Source organism: Prauserella aidingensis (assembly GCF_024171865.1).
GTDB classification, from domain to species: domain Bacteria; phylum Actinomycetota; class Actinomycetes; order Mycobacteriales; family Pseudonocardiaceae; genus Prauserella; species Prauserella aidingensis.
Genome location: NZ_JAMTCN010000015.1, coordinates 1 through 16,174 on the forward strand (window position 1 = coordinate 1; position 16,174 = coordinate 16,174).

Consider the following 16,174-nt stretch of genomic DNA (forward strand, 5'->3'; position numbering starts at 1 on the left):
CCGCGAACATGCGCTGGGCGCGCTGTACGCCGCCGCCTCACAGGGGCTGCCGACCCTGGCCGACGGCGGCTACGAAGGCACCGGAATCGGAGTGCACACCCCGATCAAACACCCACCCGGCAACCAAGTCCTCGATGCCGACAACCGCACCTACAACGCCCTGCTACGCAGGCTGCGCTGCCTCGGCGAACGCGGATTCGCCCTGCTCACCGGCCGCTGGCGCACCTTACAACGGATCACCGCCAGCCCCAGCAAGATCGGCAGCATCATCCAAGCCGCACTCGCCCTCACTCACCTCGAACACCGGCCGACCTGAAACTCGCTGAGATCAACTCAATGAGATCAGGATATTGCCGGGATTCGCTGCGGCGATCGGGTAGGTGGCTCGTGCGTCGGCGACGAATTCGTCGACATCCGTTGGGGATACTAGGACCTGTCCAGCGATAATGATTACGAGGATTCCCTTCTAGTCGACCTACTCGAGAGCATCCAAGATCGCGGCCCGGCTGTTCTCGGCCCTGCTCCAGCGGGAGCCGGCGAAGTACGCGCCGAACTGTTCGTAAGTCGATTCGTCGAATACACGGTCGGCAATGGTGGTCAGGTCGTCGACGCTGCCGCTCGCCGAGCCGCGACGAACGCTGCTGAAACGCTGTTGAGCGAAAATCCCGCGGTGCGCCACGCGGTCGAAACCGGCAAGGCGCAACCGAACACCGGTTGGAGCGGCGCGCTCTTCTGTGAAATCTACCGCCTCTTCTTCGCCGATCTCGTCACGGACTTCCTCACCGCCACTATCGCAGGACACCTCACCGCGACCGTGCCCATCCTTACGGTCGTCGATCCCACCGAAACCATCGCCGAATAGGGTCGCCCAGCACATCGTCGCGACGATCCCCACCCCGTGCGACGAAGGTGGCGGCGACAGGCATTCGCGCGCCGATCTGGGCCGCCACCTTGATTCGGCGCTCCGGGTTGCGCGCCGCGCTCGGATACGACCCGACGTCCTACGGTCACAAGCTGAGCTCGGTGCACCACAACAAGCTCGTTCACGTCGTCGACCTGTGGCGGTGGGTCCACCGTGAGTTCTCGGCCCGCGACCTGATCGCCGACATGCCCCTGCCCAAGCACACCCCGTTGCACAACTTGCTCAGCATGATCGAACGCGGCCGTCAGGAAATCGACACCATGCTCGACAAGGCCGGATTTCGGCCACCCGCATCGGATGTGTCCGTGACGCAGCAAGCCGCTTATCCGAGCGGTCACCGATCGTTGAGATCGGGCGGTGTCAGCTCACGAAACGATTCGGACCGCCTCCGGCCGACCGGCCTGCCGCCGCGCACTCCGCCGTGACGGCCGTTCGACAATCTGCGGCCCACTCGACGATCCTGCTACGTTCCGCACCATGAAGATCAAGACGTTCTACTCGAGCAATCCGGAGAAGTTGGACCGGAAGGCCAACGAGTTCATGGCCGATCCAGCTGTCGAGGTCGTCGACATCCAGCTGTCCAGCAACCTGTTTCTCGCGTGGGTGCTGATTCGATACAACCTCGCCTGAGTTCTCCTTCGAGGCGTCGCGAACGTGCGTCCGTCCGCGCTGCCCCGCAGGCATGACACCGGCCTGCCGTGCTGCCCGCCGCGTGGCAGCGGCGCCGCACCCGGCCGACAATGGCGGTGTGAGTTCCTCGGGCCAACCGACTCGTACGGAGGGCGGCGAGACATGACGGGCACGTACCCGGACGGCACAGGCACGGCCAGCGCGGGGACCGAGGCGGCGCGCGGGGCGCCGTGAGATGACCGGTCACCCGGAGCGAACCGCCATCACCGACCTGGCCCACGAGCTGCTCGGCACCGCACGCGAGCACGATTCCCGGCGCGCCGCACGGACCGTCACCTCCGGCCCGTCCCAGCGGGCGACCGTCATCGCGCTGGCCGAGGGCGCGCAACTGGGCAAGCACGACGCGCCGCCGGCCGCGACGCTGCAGGTCCTCGTCGGCCGCGCCCGACTGCACACCGCGGACCGCGAATGGTCCGTCGACGCTGGCGACCTCCTGCCGGTCCCGCCCGAACGGCACAGCCTTGAGGCCCTCACCGACACGGCCGTGCTGTTGACCGTCGCGTTGCGCTGAACACCACGCCACGGAAACACGACGCCACTGAATCACGACGCTGCGCCGGCGCCGAACCACCACGCTGCGCTGAGGGCGCCGCCGCACGGCCTGGCGCAGGAACTGACACCCGTCGCCCCTCGGGCGTCGACCCCTCACTGACGCGCCCGGTCACTCCACAGCGCCCAGCCGTGCGGCCAGTTCCGACCGGGAGCGGACACCGAGCTTGCCGTAGACGCGGGTGAGGTGGAACTGCACCGTCTTCGTCGACAGGTACAGCTCGGCGGCCACCTCCCGGTTCGTCATGCCCTGCGCGACGAGCCGGGAGACGGCCTGCTCCTGCGGGGTCAGCTCGCCGGGCTCGCGTTCGCCGCGGGGCGCCCGCACACCGCCCGCCTTGGTCTCGCGGTCGCAGCGCTCGACGTAGGTGACCGCGCCGAGCGCCGCGAACACTTCGCGCGCGGCGGTGAACGCCTCGTCGGCCTCTTTGCGCTTACCCGCACGGCGCAGGACCTGGCCGTGAACGAATTCGATGCGGGCCCGGTCGTAGCGCAGGGGCAGGCCGTCGATCAGTTCGAGCGCTTCCCCGAACGCGGTCCGCGCCGCACCGAGGTCACCCTGGGCGGCGGCGATCCTGCCGCGCGCGGCCCTGAGCCGGGCACGCGCCGACGCCGGTCCGCGTTCGGCCGCTCGCTCCTCGTGCGGGCGCAGGAACGGGTCGGCCTCGTCCACGCGGCCTGCTGCGACGAGGGCGTGTGCGTACATGTCGGCCCACGGCCAGCGGCCCGGTTCGTCGTCGACGGAGTGTCGCGCCCACGGTTTCGTCAACGGCCGCAGTGCCCGCAGCACCCCGGCGGCGTCGGCCTTCACCTCCGCCACCAGCGCGTGCGCCAGATACGACGGCACCTGCATGATCTCGTAGTCGCGCGGACCCGCCTCGGCACGGCGGGAGGCCGTCTCGACCGCGTCCCACTCGCCGCGCAACGCATGCACGGCCACCGCCGACCAGTGCAACAACGGTCCGGTGACGGCGATGCCACTGCGGTCGAGCACGTCCTGCGCGGCGTGCACGGTACGCAGCGCCTCGTCCCACTCGCCGGTGAGGAACTGGGTCCGCGCCAGCCAGCCCCGCGCCCACAGGGACACCCGAGTGGACCCGCCCAGCACGGTGGTCGGCACGCCGAGTTCGAGGTCGGTGCGCGCATCGTCGAAGGCGTCACGGCCGAGTCCCAGCCACCCGCGTCCCATGACGATCCGCTGCCACTGCGCACCCGAGGGCACCCGATCGGTCAGCTCGGAGTATGCGGCGGCCGCCTCGTCACCGCGGCCGGTGCCCGCGAGTCCGAGTCCCCGGACCGCCGCCGCCTCGACCGTCGTCGGGTCGTGCTCGCCCGCCAGCGCGATCGCCCGGTCCGCCCACGTCACGAGTTCCCCGGAACGGCATCGGCAGAGACAGTGCAGGACGTACCGCTGCGCGATCACCGCGGCGACGGCGGAATCGCGGTCGGGGTTGACCAGCCGCCACGCGCGGTCGAGGCGCGCCTCCGCTTCGGCGGGCCTGCCCCGCACGACGGCGAGGTACCCGAGCACCGCGTTGCGCAAGGGGGTTTCGCGCAGCCCTTCCACCTCGGGGACGAGCGCACCCGCGCCCAGGGCGTCCCCCGCACCGATCAGCGCGTCGACGGCGCGGGTCATGCGACGTTCGCGGACGAGCCGGTCCTCGGTGAGCCTGCCGGCGTCGCTGAGCAGCGACGCGGCGACCGCCCACGCACCCTCCTCGGCGTGGTCGACGGCCAGCGCGTCGAGCCGGTCGGCGAGCTCGGCGTCGGGAACGGGGGTGGCCGCGACGAGCAGGCGGGTCCGCTGGACCGGGTCGTCGACGATGTCGGCGGCCCGCATGCGCAGATCGGCCGCCGCGGCGTGGCCCAGCGTGTCCAGTACGGCCGCGCGCACCAGGGGGTCGGCGGGTCCGAGTTCGGTGAGCCCGCGCGGGCCGGTGCGCACGAGGCCGCTGGCACACGCCTCGTCGGCGACGTCGAGCAGCCCGCCCGGGCCGTCGCCGAGGCCCGCCAACAGCGCGACGTCGCGGACCGACGCGCCCTGGCCGAGCACCGCGGCGGCGTCGATGAGCCTGCGGGCGGGTTCCGAGCAGCGCTGCCTCGCGGCGGCCACCCGTTTGGCGACAGCGGCGGGCGCGGGCAGCTGCGGGTCGAAGCGGCGCCACGTCTCGGCGGGTACCTCGGCGAGCAGGTCCACGACGTGCGCCGGGATGCCGGACGTGTGCCGCGTCAGCTGTTCGGCCATCGCCCGGGAGAGCGCGGTGCCGTGGGCGTCGGCGAGGTCGGCCACCTCGCCGACGCCGAGGGCGGGCAGGTGGACGACCGTCGCGGTCGCCTGCCGCAGCACGTCGCGGTCGGTGCTGCGCGTCGCGGCGACGATCAGCAACCGCGACGTCGGGTGGCGCCGCACCGCCGAGACCAGCGCCCGGAGCGATTCCTCGTCGGCCCACTGTGCGTCGTCGACGATCAGCAGGGTGGCGGCGCCGACGTCGCCGCTGCCGGTCTCGTCGTCCGCAGCCGCCCCGGTGCCCCGCGCGTCCGGGGATTCCCCTGAGTCGGGGCCGATCGTTCCGGTTTCCCCGTCGGACTCGCTGTCGTCGGCCGGGTCGTCCGCGGGATCGGCCAGCGCTGCGATGCGGGCGGCGACGTCGGCGATGCCCTGCGCCGCACCGAGGCCGCGCACCAGCTGATCGGCGACCCCAAAAGCGCGGTCGGTCTCCCAGGACACGCCGGAGCCACGGTGGACGGGGCCGTGATGCCGGGCGGCCAGCGCCGACAGGAGCGCGGTCTTGCCGGTCCCGGCACCGCCGGTGACGACCGCGAAGCCGGCTTCCCGTGGGCCGGCCCTGCCGAGGGCACGCTCGAGCGTGTCGAGCGCACGCGCCCTGCCGACCAGGGCGGGGGCCTCTTCGCTCACGTCCGCACTGTACCGGCCGGAACGTCCGGAACCGCCCCTCCGATCCGGTGTCGGCACGCGGCCGCGGGGCCCGGGTGCGCGCACGCCCGCCGGGCCCCGCCGAGGCTGTCGGGCCGGTCTCACCGGTCTCGCCCGCTCAGACCGGTTCGGGCCGGCCCGCCTGCACGGTGGCCGTCGTCTCCACCGCCTCGTGGGCCGGCCGGGGAACCAGCAGTGTCACGAGCGCGGCGAGGAGCGCGATGCCCGCGAAGATGTAGAACGCGGCCATGCCTCCGAGACCGGCGCCCACGAGCAGTCCGCCGATCACCGGGCCGCCGATACCGCCGAGTCTGCCGAACCCGGCACACCACGCGACACCTGCGCCGCGCGCCCGCGTCGGGTAGTAGTTCGACACCAGGCCGTAGATCAGCACCTGAGTGCCGATCGTTCCCGTGCCCGCGACGGCCACGGCGGCCATGAGCACGAGCAGCGGCAGGTCGAGCGGCAGGAGCGCGAGCGTGATCGCGGCCAGCACGAACGTGGTGCTGACGACGCGTTTGGCACCCGTCCGGTCCGCCCACGCCGACGCGAGCAGACCACCCACGATCGCGCCACCGTTGAGGACGAGCAGGAACGCCAGCGAGTAACTCTCGCCGTAGCCGTTGGCGCCCATGATCTCCGGCAGCCACGTGTTGAGCCCGTAGGTCAGCAGCAGTCCTGCGAAACTCATCGTGCCGAGCAGCAGGGTCGGCCACGCGAGCGCACGGGTGGCCAGTGCGGGGAATCCCACCCGCTCGGTGGTGGGGCCGGTCTCCCGCACCAGCTCGATGCCGTTGCGCTCGGCCACCACGCGAGCCTGTTCGTGCCTGCCGCGCGAGGCGAGCCACTGCGCCGATTCGGGCAGTTTCAGGAACGCGAGCGGCAACACGGTGACGATCGGCACGGCTCCGATCCAGAACAGGCCGCGCCAGCCGATCACGTCGGTGAGCGCCAGTGCCAGCAGCGAGGCGAGCACGCCGCCCGCGGGGATGCCGCTGTAGACGATCGCGTTCAGACGGTTGCGCTGGTGCGCCGGGGCGAATTCGGCGACGATCGCGCCGACGGTGCCGACGAGGGCACCCACCCCGATGCCCGTGAAGAACCGGCCGATACCGAACAGCATGACGCTGGTGGTCATGGCGGTGAACGCCATGCCCAGTGAGAACCACGCGAGGTTGAGCAGCATGATCCGGCGGCGGCCGACGAGGTCACCGAACGTACCTGCGGCGAGCGCGCCGACGAGCACGCCGACGAGGGCATAGCTGCCGAGCGCGCCGCCCTGCTGCGGGCTGATCGCGCCGAGGTGACCGGGGTCGTCGAGCAGGATGGGCAGGACGGTGCCGTACACGACCAGGTCGTAGCCGTCGAAGACGAGGGAGATCGCGGACAGGGCGACCACCCAGAAGACGGTGCGCCGGCGCTTCGTTGCGTCGGAGTCGGACATTCTGAGCTCCCGGGGAGAGAAAAGGGATGGCGATCACTGCGGTGTCGCAGTGCCTGCGTGATGTGACACTGCGGTGCGCCGCGTGGCGCGACGCCGGACCGCGTCGGCCCGCTGTGGCGGGCGTCGGCGTCGGGGGCGGACATGCGGGTTCCGGTGCGCCGGTCCGGCGGGGATCGCCCGGCCGAACACGGGGTTCGACTCGCGGCGGCGGCCGTGGTGACCGCCGCCGCGAGGAGTTCAGCCCTGGTCGCCGCCTGCGACGGGCACGACGGTGCCGGTGACGTAGGCCGCCTCGTCCGAGGCGAGGAACGCGATGACGGCGGCCTGTTCGTCGAGGGTGCCGTAGCGCTTCATCAGGGAGGAGTCGACGGTCTGGTCGATGTGGGCCTGGAACCAGGCCTTCTCCTGGTCGGTCTGCGGGGTGTCGCCGCCGCGCGGGATCCGGCGGGGCGGCGCCTCGGTGCCGCCCGGCGCGGTGGCGACCACGCGGATGCCTGCGTCGGCGTACTCCATGGCGAGTGATTCGGTGATCGCGTTGATCCCGCCCTTGGCCGCCGAGTACGGGATGCGGTGGATGCCGCGGCGGGCCACGGACGAGACGTTGACGACCGTTCCCCCACCCTGGCGCACCATCTCCGGCAGCGCGGCCCGGCACGACCACAGCGTCGTCATGAGCGAGCGGTTGATCTCGGCCTGGATCTGCTCGGCGGTGAACTCGGTGTAGGGCTTGAACCACATCGCCCCGCCGACGTTGTTGATCAGCACGTCGATGCGGCCGAACCGCTCCAGCGCCGAGCTGATCACCGACTGCGCACCCTCGTAGGTCTCCAGGTCGGCGAGCACGGCGTGGGCCTGTCCGCCTGCGGCGACGACGTCGTCGGCGACGCCGGTGACGAGGTCGGACCGGTCGGCCAGGACGACCTGTCCGCCTTCCGCGCCGATGCGCCTGGCCGCACGTTCGCCGATGCCCTGCGCCGAGCCGGTGACGACCACGACCTTGCCGTCGAACCGGCCGGGCGAGACGAACGCGGGACGCTTCGCCTGCTGGGCGTCCTTCATGGCACGCCGGGTGGTGGCCTTCGACCGTGCGGCGTGCTCGGCGACGAGCGACCGGGCGGCCTGCCGGTCGCCGGCCTCGAACGCCGCGACGATGTCGAGGTGGTCCTGCGTGCACCGAGGGTCGCACCACGTCGCGTCGCGCAGCACCTCGTCCATGTGGCCTTTGACGCCGAGTGCGCGGTAGGCCTGCAGCAGGTGGTCGTTGCCGGTGAGGGTGAACAGGTAGTCGTGGAAGGCGGCGTTGGTCTCGGTGTAGGCGGCCGCGTCGACGAACCGGTCACCGTCCACACAGGGCACCGTCGCCTCGGCCAGCAGGCGGAATCCGGACAGCTGCTGCGAGGTGAGCCTGCCGATGGTGAGTTCGACGGCCCCGAGTTCGAGCGCCTGCCGCGCGTCGAACACCGCGTCCGACTCGTGCACCGAGGGGTGCTCCTCACCGATCTCGTAGCCGTCGTCCGTGGCCGGAGCGGTCGTGGCGGTCGTGGATGTGGCGGGCGTGTCCGTCGTTGCCGGGGTCGTTGCCGGGGTCGTTGCCGGGGGCGTCGCGGGTGCGGTGGGAGCGGTCGCAGCGACGAGGGGACTCAGCGCCGTGTCGACCGCGTGCATTTCCTGTCCGGCGATGGCGCGCGCGGTTCCGGCGGGGAGGAGTTCGTCGCCGGGGTCGCGGTCGAGCGGCCGCCCTCCGCCGGTGGGCCAGATGGGCTGGCGGGCGACGGCGCGCATGGTGTCGGCTTCGTCGCCGGCGGCGCGGGCGGCGGCGATTCCGGCGCCGAGCGGTTCGATGGTGGTGCCGGGGAACGTGTCCTGGCCCGCGATGCGACGGCCTTCGCCTGCACCGAGAGCTGCGACTTCGAGGAGTGGTTCCGGTTCGAGGGCGAGGACGGCGCTGTCCATGGTGGCCTCCGGTGCGGTGGTGTCGTGCCCGCCGCCGTCGGTGTCGTCGGTGTCGTCGGTGGTGTCGGGCGCGGCGGCGAGGGCGAATTTCTCGTAGTAGATGCCGGTGGGTTCGATGCCGCGTTCGGTGAAGTGGGTGCGGACGGCCTCGACCATGGGCGGTGGGCCGCACAGGTAGACGGCGACGTCGCCGTCGTAGAGGTGCTCGTCGCGGATCAGGCTCATCACGTAGCCCTTGTTGGGCGCGCTGCTGTTCGGGTCGGAGACGACGTAGTCCCAGGTCAGCTGTGGCAGTTCGGCGGCGAGTGCGGCGATGGTGTCGAGTTCGACGACGTCGTCGTCGGTGCTGGCGCCGTAGACGAGGTGCACGGGGCGCTGCGATCGGGTGGCGACCATGGTGCGCACGATCGAGAGGATCGGTGCGAGGCCGGTGCCGCCTGCGAGCAGCAGCACGGGCCGGTCGGTTTCGCGGAGGAAGAAGCTGCCGTGGGGGCCGGTGAAGGTGAGCGGGTCGCCGACGGCGGCGCGGCCGGTGAGGTAGTCCGACATGACGCCGCCGGGGGCGAGCTTCATGAGGAAGGTGAGGGACTTCTCGTCGGGCCCGTTGCTGAACGAGTAGGAGCGGGTCTCGTCGGTGCCGGGTACGGCGATGTTGACGTACTGGCCCGGCAGGAAGGCGAGATCGTCGCGCTGTGGGGTCTCGAGGGTGAGCGCGACGGTGGTGGGCGAGAGCCGGTCGAGGCCGGTGATGGTGGCGTCGAAGGTGCCTGCCTGGGTCTTGGCGACCTCGGAGGTGGTGGAGATGCGGAGGACGAGGTCGGATTTGGGGGTCATGCTGCAGGGCAGCACGTAGCCTTGGGCGGCTTCGTCGTCGGTGAGGGCGTCGTCGATGTAGGTGCCGCCGTCGAAGTCGCCGGACTCGCAGAGGGCTTTGCAGGTGCCGCAGGCGCCGTCACGGCAGTCGAGTGGGATGTTGATCCGTTGCCGGTACGAGGCGTCGGCGACGGTCTGGTCCGGTTCGCACGTGATGAAGCGGGTGACACCGTCCTCGAAGGACAGTGCGACTTGGTGACTCACAACAGCTCCTAGAAAAACGAGACCCGACACCCGTCACCGTGCGGGTTCACACACGAAGTGGCAGGGAGAACGACTCACAGGCGGGTACCGACGCGCCCGCGCCCAGAACCGCCCAGCGGCGATTCGCGGCTCGCCCACCCGGTGCGGACCTCTACCGACCGTTCACGCTCGCCCACCCGGTCCGAACCGCCCGGCGGAGATCCCACGCTCGCTCACCCGGCTCGGGCCGTTCAGCGGGGATCCATGCTCGCCCGCCGGCACCGCCGCGGGTTCTCAGCGTGGCCCTGACGAGGAAAGCGCCGCCGTGGTGCGACAGACACAGCCGCGCGAATGCGCGTCCGTGAGGGGCGGTGGTCGGGCTGGCGGGTGGGAATTCATGAGAAGGCGATCCCGGAGTCAGGGCCGCGCTGAGGTTCCGCCACTGGCACCGCCCACCAAGGCGACCAATGTCAAAACTAAATATGATAGATGTCGACTACGTGGTGGATGTAATCATTCTTGAGAACGACGGTCTTGCGGCGGATGAGTGGTGATTCGCCGGAGAAGTCGATCGTGTAGAACGAGGTGCCGTAGTACGGGTCGACGGTGTTGTACCGGAAGTACATGGTGTGCCAGTTGAAGCGGATGTCGACGAGGTCGCCGCGGCGTTCGATGACTTCGACGTTGGTGATGTTGTGGCTGGTGCGCGGTTCGGGGAGGGAGGTCGCGCTGGAGCGTTCGGTGCGGATGCGGAAGACGCGGTCTTCGAGGCCGCCCTTGTTGGGGTAGTAGATGAGTGACAGTTCTCGTTGGGGGTCTTCGGTGAGGTTGTCGTTGTCGTCCCAGCAGGGCATCCAGTAGACGACGTCGTCGGCGTAGCATTCGAGCCATTTCTCGAATTCGCGGTCGTCGAGGTAGCGGGCCTCGCGGTAGAGGAATTGTTCGATGTCGTTCTGGGTGATGTGTTTGGTTCGCGGAGGGGTGCCGGCTCCGTCGGTGGTGGTGTCGGCGGTGACAGTCATGTCGGAGAGCCTCCTGGTGGCTGGTCGGTCGGCGGGGGCGCCTCAGGCGTCGCTCTTGCCGGACGCTTCCTTTTCGACGGCGGCGCGCATGGTGTCGGCCCAGTAGCCGTGTTGTACGGGGTAGAGCCCTTCGTCCTCGTTGCGCTGGCCTGCGGAGATGACGTTTTCCATGCCGAGTGCGGTGGCGACCTCGTCGGGCCCGCCCAGCCAGTGTTCGGCGCCGCGGCTCATGTCGTTCCAGGGCGCGGCGGTGGCGCGGAAGGTGAGCTGGCAGGAGCGGAATTCTTCGAGGTCGTCGGGGGTGGCCATGCCGGTGGCGTTGAAGAAGTCCTCGTACTGGCGGATGCGCCAGGCGCGCGATTCGTCGCTTTCACCCTTGGGGGCGATGCAGTAGATGGTGACTTCGGTCTTGTCCGGTGCGATGGGGCGGAAGTGCCGGATCTGGGTGGAGAACTGGTCCATGAGGTAGACGTTCGGGTACAGGCAGAGGTTGCGGGATCCTTTGACCATGAATTCGCCCTTGGCGTCGCCGAACTTCTCCTTGAGTTCCTCCATCTGCGGCCACAGTGGACGGTCTTGCGGGTTGCCCGCCCAGGTCCAGAGGCAGAGGTGGCCGTGGGGGAAGGACCAGTAGCCGCCACCGGACTTGCCCCAGCTGCCGGCGTCGAGGGTTTTGGTCTCGTTCTTGGACTCGCCGGTGCCTCGGCGGGAGGTGGTGGCGGCGTAGTTCCAGTGGGTGGCGGTGACGTGGTAGCCGTCGGCGCCGTTCTCGGCCTGGACCTTCCAGTTGCCGTCGAAGGTGTAGGTGGAGGCGCCGCGGAGGACTTCGAGGCCGTCGGGCGACTGGTCCACGAGCATGTCGATGATCTTCGTGGTGTCGCCGAGGTGTTCGGTCAGCGGGAGCACGTCGGCGTTGAGGCTGCCGAAGAGGAAACCGCGGTAGGAGTCGAACCGGGCGACCTTGGTGAGGTCGTGGGAGCCGTTCTGGTCGAACGAGTCCGGGTAGCCGGCACCGTCCGGGTCCTTGACCTTGAGGAGCTTGCCGTCGTTGCGGAATGTCCAGCCGTGGAAGGGGCAGGTCAGCGTGGTGCGGTTGTCGGTCTTGCGTCGGCAGAGCATCGCACCGCGGTGGGCGCACGCGTTGATGAGGCAGTGCAGCTCGCCCTGCTTGTCGCGGGTGATCACGACGGGCTGGCGGCCGATGTAGGTGGTGAAGTAGTCGCCGGGGTCGGGCAGCTGGCTTTCGTGGGCGAGGTAGATCCAGTTGCCCTCGAAGATGTGCTTCATCTCGAGTTCGAAGATCTCCTCGTCGGTGAAGATTCGCCGGTTGGCGCGGTACACACCGGCTTCGCGGTCTTCGACGACGGCGTCGGCGATCACGTCCGACACGTGGTCAAGGGTCTCGGTCACCTGAGTCCTCCTGCTGCCGTTCGGCTCTGAGTCGGCGGGGTGTCCCGACTGTGACAGCGCCGTTAACGGCGACAAACAAGGCAAATGCCGAGTCCTGACCCAGGGTGGGATTGATCGATATCACTTATCAATCCTGCGGAAACAAGTCCTTGTCATGGATGAATACTGCTCCTTACCGTGAAGAATCGGCCGCGTTCGCCGTTGCGGAGGCCGCATCAGCAGGAAGGAGACGCCGCGATGGAGCTTCGTCATCTGCGCTACTTCGTCGCGGTCGCCGAGACGTGCCACTTCGGGCGGGCCGCCGAGCGGTTGCGGCTCGCCCAGCCCGCGTTGTCCCACGCGATCCGCCAGTTGGAGGGCGAGCTGGGTGCGACGCTGTTCGCCCGCACCACGCGCCAGGTGAGCCTGACCCCTGCGGGCGAGTTCTTCCTCGCGGAGGCACAGCGGGTGCTCGACACCCTGGCCGACGGTGTGCACGGGGTGCGCCAGATCGCGGGCGGCAGGCTCGGGCTGCTGCGCATGGGGTTCACCGGGACGGCCGCGTTCTCGCATCTGCCGCGCATCGCCCGCACGCTCAAGCGGGACCTGCCGGAGGTGGCGCTGGACGTCAACGCCGACCTGTTGACGCCGGCGCAGTGCGACCTGCTCCGGTCCGGCGACCTGGATCTCGGCATCCTGCGCCCGCCGGTGCGTGGGGAGGACATCGAGCTGCGCATCGTCGAGGACGAACCTCTGATCCTGGCCGTGCCGGCGGACCACCGGCTCGCCACCGAACCCGTCGTGTCGACGCCGGATCTGCGCGCCGAGGGGTTCATCGGGTACGCGAGCAAGGATTCGGTGGTCAACGACGCGGTGACGCGCAGTTGCGAGGCCGCCGGGTTCACGCCGCAGCGCGAGCACCAGGCGGCCGGCACGGCGGTGCTGTTGTCCCTCGTGGCGGGCGGACTGGGCATCGCGATGGTGCCGACGTCGGCACGCGCCCTGCCTCTCGAGGGCGTCGTGTTCCGCGACCTCGCCGATGCCGGGAGCGTGGAACTGGCGCTCGCCTGGCACGCGGGCAACGACTCCGCCCTGGTGCGCTCCGTCGTCGACGTGCTCGAACCGGCCCTCGTCTCCCCCGGCGCCGTCCCCACGGCCGCAGCCGATGCCCCGAATCCCGAGGGAAGTCCATGAAGATCACGCAGATCGAGGCGATCCCGTTCGCCATCCCGTACCGCAAGCCGCTCAAGTTCGCCTCCGGTGAGGTGCACGCGGCGGAGCACGTCCTGGTGCGGGTGCACACCGACGACGGCGTGGTCGGTGTCGCCGAGGCCCCGCCCCGGCCGTTCACCTACGGCGAGACGCAGACCGGCATCATCGCCGTCATCGACCAGATCTTCGCGCCGCAGCTGACCGGGTTGAGCCTGCTCGAACGCGAGACGATGCACGCGCGGATGCACCGCACGGTCGGCAATCCGGCGGCGAAGGCCGCGGTCGACATGGCGACCTGGGACGCGCTCGGCCGCAGCCTCGACGTCGGCGTCAGCGAACTGCTCGGCGGGTACACCGACCGCATGCGGGTCTCGCACATGCTCGGTTTCGACGAGCCCGCCGCCATGGTCGCCGAGGCCGAGCGCATGCGGGACTCCTACGGCATCACGACGTTCAAGGTGAAGGTCGGCAGGCGCCCCGTGTCGCTGGACACGGCCGTGGTGCGCGCGCTGCGCGAGAACCTCGGCGACGACATCGACCTGTACGTCGACGGCAACCGCGGGTGGACCGCCGCCGAGTCGGCGAAGGCGATGCAGCAGATGTCCGATCTGGACCTGTTGTTCGCCGAGGAGCTCTCCCCCGCCGACGACGTGCTCGGACGACGCTGGCTGGTGTCGCAGTTGGACGTTCCGTTCATCGCCGACGAGTCCGCGGTGACCGCCGCCGACGTCACCCGCGAGATCCTGGGCGGGTCGGCCACGGCGATCAACATCAAGGTCGCCCGCAGCGGGTTCACGTTGTCGCAGCGCACCCACCACCTGGCCGAGGGGCTGGGGCTCGAAGTCGTGATGGGCAACCAGGTCGACGGCCAGCTCGGGTCGATGTGCACGGTCGCGTTCGGGGCGGCGTTCGAGCTCACCTCACGGCGTGCGGGCGAGCTGTCGAACTTCCTGGACATGCGCGACGACCTGCTCACCGAACCGCTGCAGATCTCGGGCGGGGAGCTGACCATCCGGCCCGGCGCCGGCCTCGGCGTCGAGATCGACCCGGACAAGCTCGCCCACTACCGGCAGGACACCTGACTCCCGCGCCGCAGGGCCAGGAGTTCCCGACATCGGAATCAAGGAGGATCCCATGACCACCGTTCCCACCGAACCGACCGCCGCGGCCGCGGGCGCCAACGCCACCGCCCACTTCACGAGCAAGAACCCGTACGAGGCCGTCAAGGACGTCCCGCCCGAGCGGGTGGACAGGCTGGCCAAGCGGGTGCTGTCGGCCATCCACGACACGATCCGCGAGGAGAAGGTCACCTACGACGAGTACAACGCCCTCAAGGCGTGGCTGATCCAGGTCGGCGAGGACGGTGAGTGGCCGCTGTTCCTCGACGTGTGGGTCGAGCACGTGGTCGAGGAGGTCGCCACCGAGCACCGCGAGGGCAGCAAGGGCACGATCGAGGGCCCGTACTACGTCCCGGATGCACCCGAGTGCGCCGAGAACGGCGTCGGCACCATCCCGATGCGCGACGACGAACAGGGCACCAGGCTCACCTGGACCGGCACGGTCACCGCGACGGACGGCACGCCGCTGGAGAACGCGAAGGTCGAGCTGTGGCACGCCGACAACGACGGGTTCTACAGCCAGTTCGAGCCGAGCCAGCCGCAGTGGAACCTGCGTGGCACGTTCTCCGTCGGTGAGGGCGGCCGGTTCGAGATCACCACGATCCAGCCCGCGCCCTACCAGATCCCGACGGACGGCTCGTGCGGCAAGCTCATCGCCGCCGCGGGCTGGCACGCCTGGCGTCCGGCCCACCTGCACGTGAAGGTCTCCGCGCCGGGCCACGAGCTGCTGACCGCGCAGCTGTACTTCCCGGGCGACGAGCACAACGACGACGACATCGCCTCGGCCGTCAAGCCGGAGTTGATCCTCGACCCGAAGTCGGCGGGCGACGGCACGGCGACGGTCGACTACGGCTTCGTGCTCGACCCGGTCACGGGCTGACGTACGACGTGACCGGTCCCGGCGCTCCTCGCGGGTGCCGGGGCCGAGTCGGTTCAAGGGCGGCGCCCGCACCTCGGGGCGACCTCGCGCACCCACACGGTGCGCCTCGCTCGCCCACAGGGAGCAGTGACGTCGCCGGGCGTGCACGGTCCACCACCGAACGGGACCGGAACAGGCGAGTGACCGGTACGAACCCGATTCCTAGCGTGGATCGGGTGGCCAACCGCAAGCGATTGCCCAGCAACCAGTACGCGTGCCGCAACTGTGGAGGCGCGCACGTCTACGGGTCGCAACGCGGGTACGAATGCGGCCGGGACGCCCGGCGGTCCCCGGCCGAACCCCGCTCACGTGCGTCGAGCCACCGCCCGAACTGGACGGCGAGCGGCCCGGCGTCGAGCCGTTCGGTCCCGTCGGCGAGTTCACCCACGGTCACGGCCGCGCGGCACACTCCGGCCGCGGTCGCGGCCGTTCCGCCCGAACGACGGCGCGTACGGATCGGGCGACGACGTCGGCATGCGCGCACGCATCTGGAGCGCATCTCCTCGGCCGCGTGCCACGACGCCGTCGCGCAGGTGTTCGCGCCCGACGGCTTCTACACCCGGCTCGCCGACCGTGTGCTCGCAGCTCTCCCCTGGCGCTACCGGGTGCGCCGTAGGGGCCACGCACTCTGCACCCTTCTGCGGGAGCTGGCCGCCGGGCTCGACCCCGTCGCGTACGCCAAGCTCGCCCAGAATCCGATCCGCGACGGGTTGCTGCGCCTCCGATTCCCGCCGTTCCTCGCGGACGTGCTGGACTCGGGCGCGATCTTCGGCGCGAGGCAGATCCTCGGCGCGCTGAACCGCGATCACCTGACCACGACGTTGACCGCAGTGATCCCACTCGTGTGCCCGGACGTCGAACAGTGCCCGACGCGCGGCGAGGTGTTGAAGACCTACGCCTCACCGATGCTGGCCGACCGTCTGCACGCGGTCACCGCGGGCGCAAGGTGAGCGGGCGTACCGGGT

Annotated in this window: 14 protein-coding genes; 8 read left to right on the top strand and 6 right to left on the bottom strand. The window is 70.2% G+C overall.

Annotation, left to right across the window (positions count from 1 at the left end; all coding sequences use genetic code 11):
- Nucleotides 1-316 (top strand): transposase family protein (locus LY13_RS15695; protein WP_253829200.1); only part of this gene is annotated, 316 nt, incomplete at its 5' end.
- Between the two features lie 159 nt (nucleotides 317-475).
- Here the strand turns inward: LY13_RS15695 and LY13_RS15700 are convergent.
- Nucleotides 476-895 (bottom strand): hypothetical protein, encoded by a 420-nt coding sequence (locus LY13_RS15700; protein ID WP_253829201.1) that lies wholly within the window; start codon nucleotides 893-895, stop codon nucleotides 476-478.
- Between the two features lie 14 nt (nucleotides 896-909).
- Here LY13_RS15700 and LY13_RS15705 point away from each other — a divergent pair, with 14 nt between their 5' ends.
- From LY13_RS15705 to LY13_RS15715, 3 genes are all read left to right on the top strand, one after another.
- Nucleotides 910-1,347, top strand: coding sequence for a hypothetical protein (locus tag LY13_RS15705; RefSeq protein ID WP_253829202.1), 438 nt, complete (start codon nucleotides 910-912; stop codon nucleotides 1,345-1,347).
- Between the two features lie 52 nt (nucleotides 1,348-1,399).
- Nucleotides 1,400-1,552 (top strand): hypothetical protein, encoded by a 153-nt coding sequence (locus LY13_RS15710; RefSeq protein ID WP_253829203.1) that lies wholly within the window; start codon nucleotides 1,400-1,402, stop codon nucleotides 1,550-1,552.
- Nucleotides 1,553-1,787: 235 nt separating this feature from the next.
- Nucleotides 1,788-2,123 (top strand): cupin domain-containing protein, encoded by a 336-nt coding sequence (locus tag LY13_RS15715; protein WP_253829204.1) that lies wholly within the window; start codon nucleotides 1,788-1,790, stop codon nucleotides 2,121-2,123.
- A 150-nt stretch (nucleotides 2,124-2,273) separates the two neighbouring features.
- On the opposite strand, the gene LY13_RS15720 is transcribed toward LY13_RS15715, so the two are convergent.
- The 5 genes from LY13_RS15720 to benA all read right to left on the bottom strand — a co-directional run bounded on the left by LY13_RS15720 (nucleotide 2,274) and on the right by benA (nucleotide 11,981).
- Nucleotides 2,274-5,078 (bottom strand): helix-turn-helix transcriptional regulator, encoded by a 2,805-nt coding sequence (locus LY13_RS15720; RefSeq protein ID WP_253829205.1) that lies wholly within the window; start codon nucleotides 5,076-5,078, stop codon nucleotides 2,274-2,276.
- Nucleotides 5,079-5,214: 136 nt separating this feature from the next.
- Nucleotides 5,215-6,540: an MFS transporter gene (locus LY13_RS15725; RefSeq protein WP_253829206.1), complete on the bottom strand. Its 1,326-nt coding sequence runs from the start codon at nucleotides 6,538-6,540 to the stop codon at nucleotides 5,215-5,217.
- Between the two features lie 237 nt (nucleotides 6,541-6,777).
- Nucleotides 6,778-9,570, bottom strand: a complete 2,793-nt coding sequence (benC, locus tag LY13_RS15735) for a benzoate 1,2-dioxygenase electron transfer component BenC (protein WP_308216347.1) — start codon at nucleotides 9,568-9,570, stop codon at nucleotides 6,778-6,780.
- 455 nt (nucleotides 9,571-10,025) lie between these two features.
- On the bottom strand, nucleotides 10,026-10,571 hold the full coding sequence (gene benB / locus LY13_RS15740) for a benzoate 1,2-dioxygenase small subunit (RefSeq protein ID WP_253829207.1): 546 nt from the start codon (nucleotides 10,569-10,571) through the stop codon (nucleotides 10,026-10,028).
- Nucleotides 10,572-10,613: 42 nt separating this feature from the next.
- Nucleotides 10,614-11,981, bottom strand: coding sequence for a benzoate 1,2-dioxygenase large subunit (gene benA, locus LY13_RS15745; protein WP_253829208.1), 1,368 nt, complete (start codon nucleotides 11,979-11,981; stop codon nucleotides 10,614-10,616).
- Nucleotides 11,982-12,218: 237 nt separating this feature from the next.
- Here benA and LY13_RS15750 point away from each other — a divergent pair, with 237 nt between their 5' ends.
- The 4 genes from LY13_RS15750 to LY13_RS15765 all read left to right on the top strand — a co-directional run bounded on the left by LY13_RS15750 (nucleotide 12,219) and on the right by LY13_RS15765 (nucleotide 16,159).
- On the top strand, nucleotides 12,219-13,154 hold the full coding sequence (locus tag LY13_RS15750; protein WP_253829209.1) for a LysR family transcriptional regulator: 936 nt from the start codon (nucleotides 12,219-12,221) through the stop codon (nucleotides 13,152-13,154).
- Nucleotides 13,151-14,254: a mandelate racemase/muconate lactonizing enzyme family protein gene (locus tag LY13_RS15755; protein WP_253829210.1), complete on the top strand. Its 1,104-nt coding sequence runs from the start codon at nucleotides 13,151-13,153 to the stop codon at nucleotides 14,252-14,254. Before LY13_RS15750 ends, LY13_RS15755 begins: the two co-directional genes overlap by 4 nt.
- Before the next feature lie 52 nt (nucleotides 14,255-14,306).
- Nucleotides 14,307-15,170: a catechol 1,2-dioxygenase gene (gene catA / locus LY13_RS15760; RefSeq protein WP_253829211.1), complete on the top strand. Its 864-nt coding sequence runs from the start codon at nucleotides 14,307-14,309 to the stop codon at nucleotides 15,168-15,170.
- A gap of 215 nt (nucleotides 15,171-15,385) precedes the next feature.
- Nucleotides 15,386-16,159, top strand: coding sequence for a hypothetical protein (locus LY13_RS15765; RefSeq protein WP_253829212.1), 774 nt, complete (start codon nucleotides 15,386-15,388; stop codon nucleotides 16,157-16,159).
- Nucleotides 16,160-16,174: the final 15 nt, after the last annotated feature.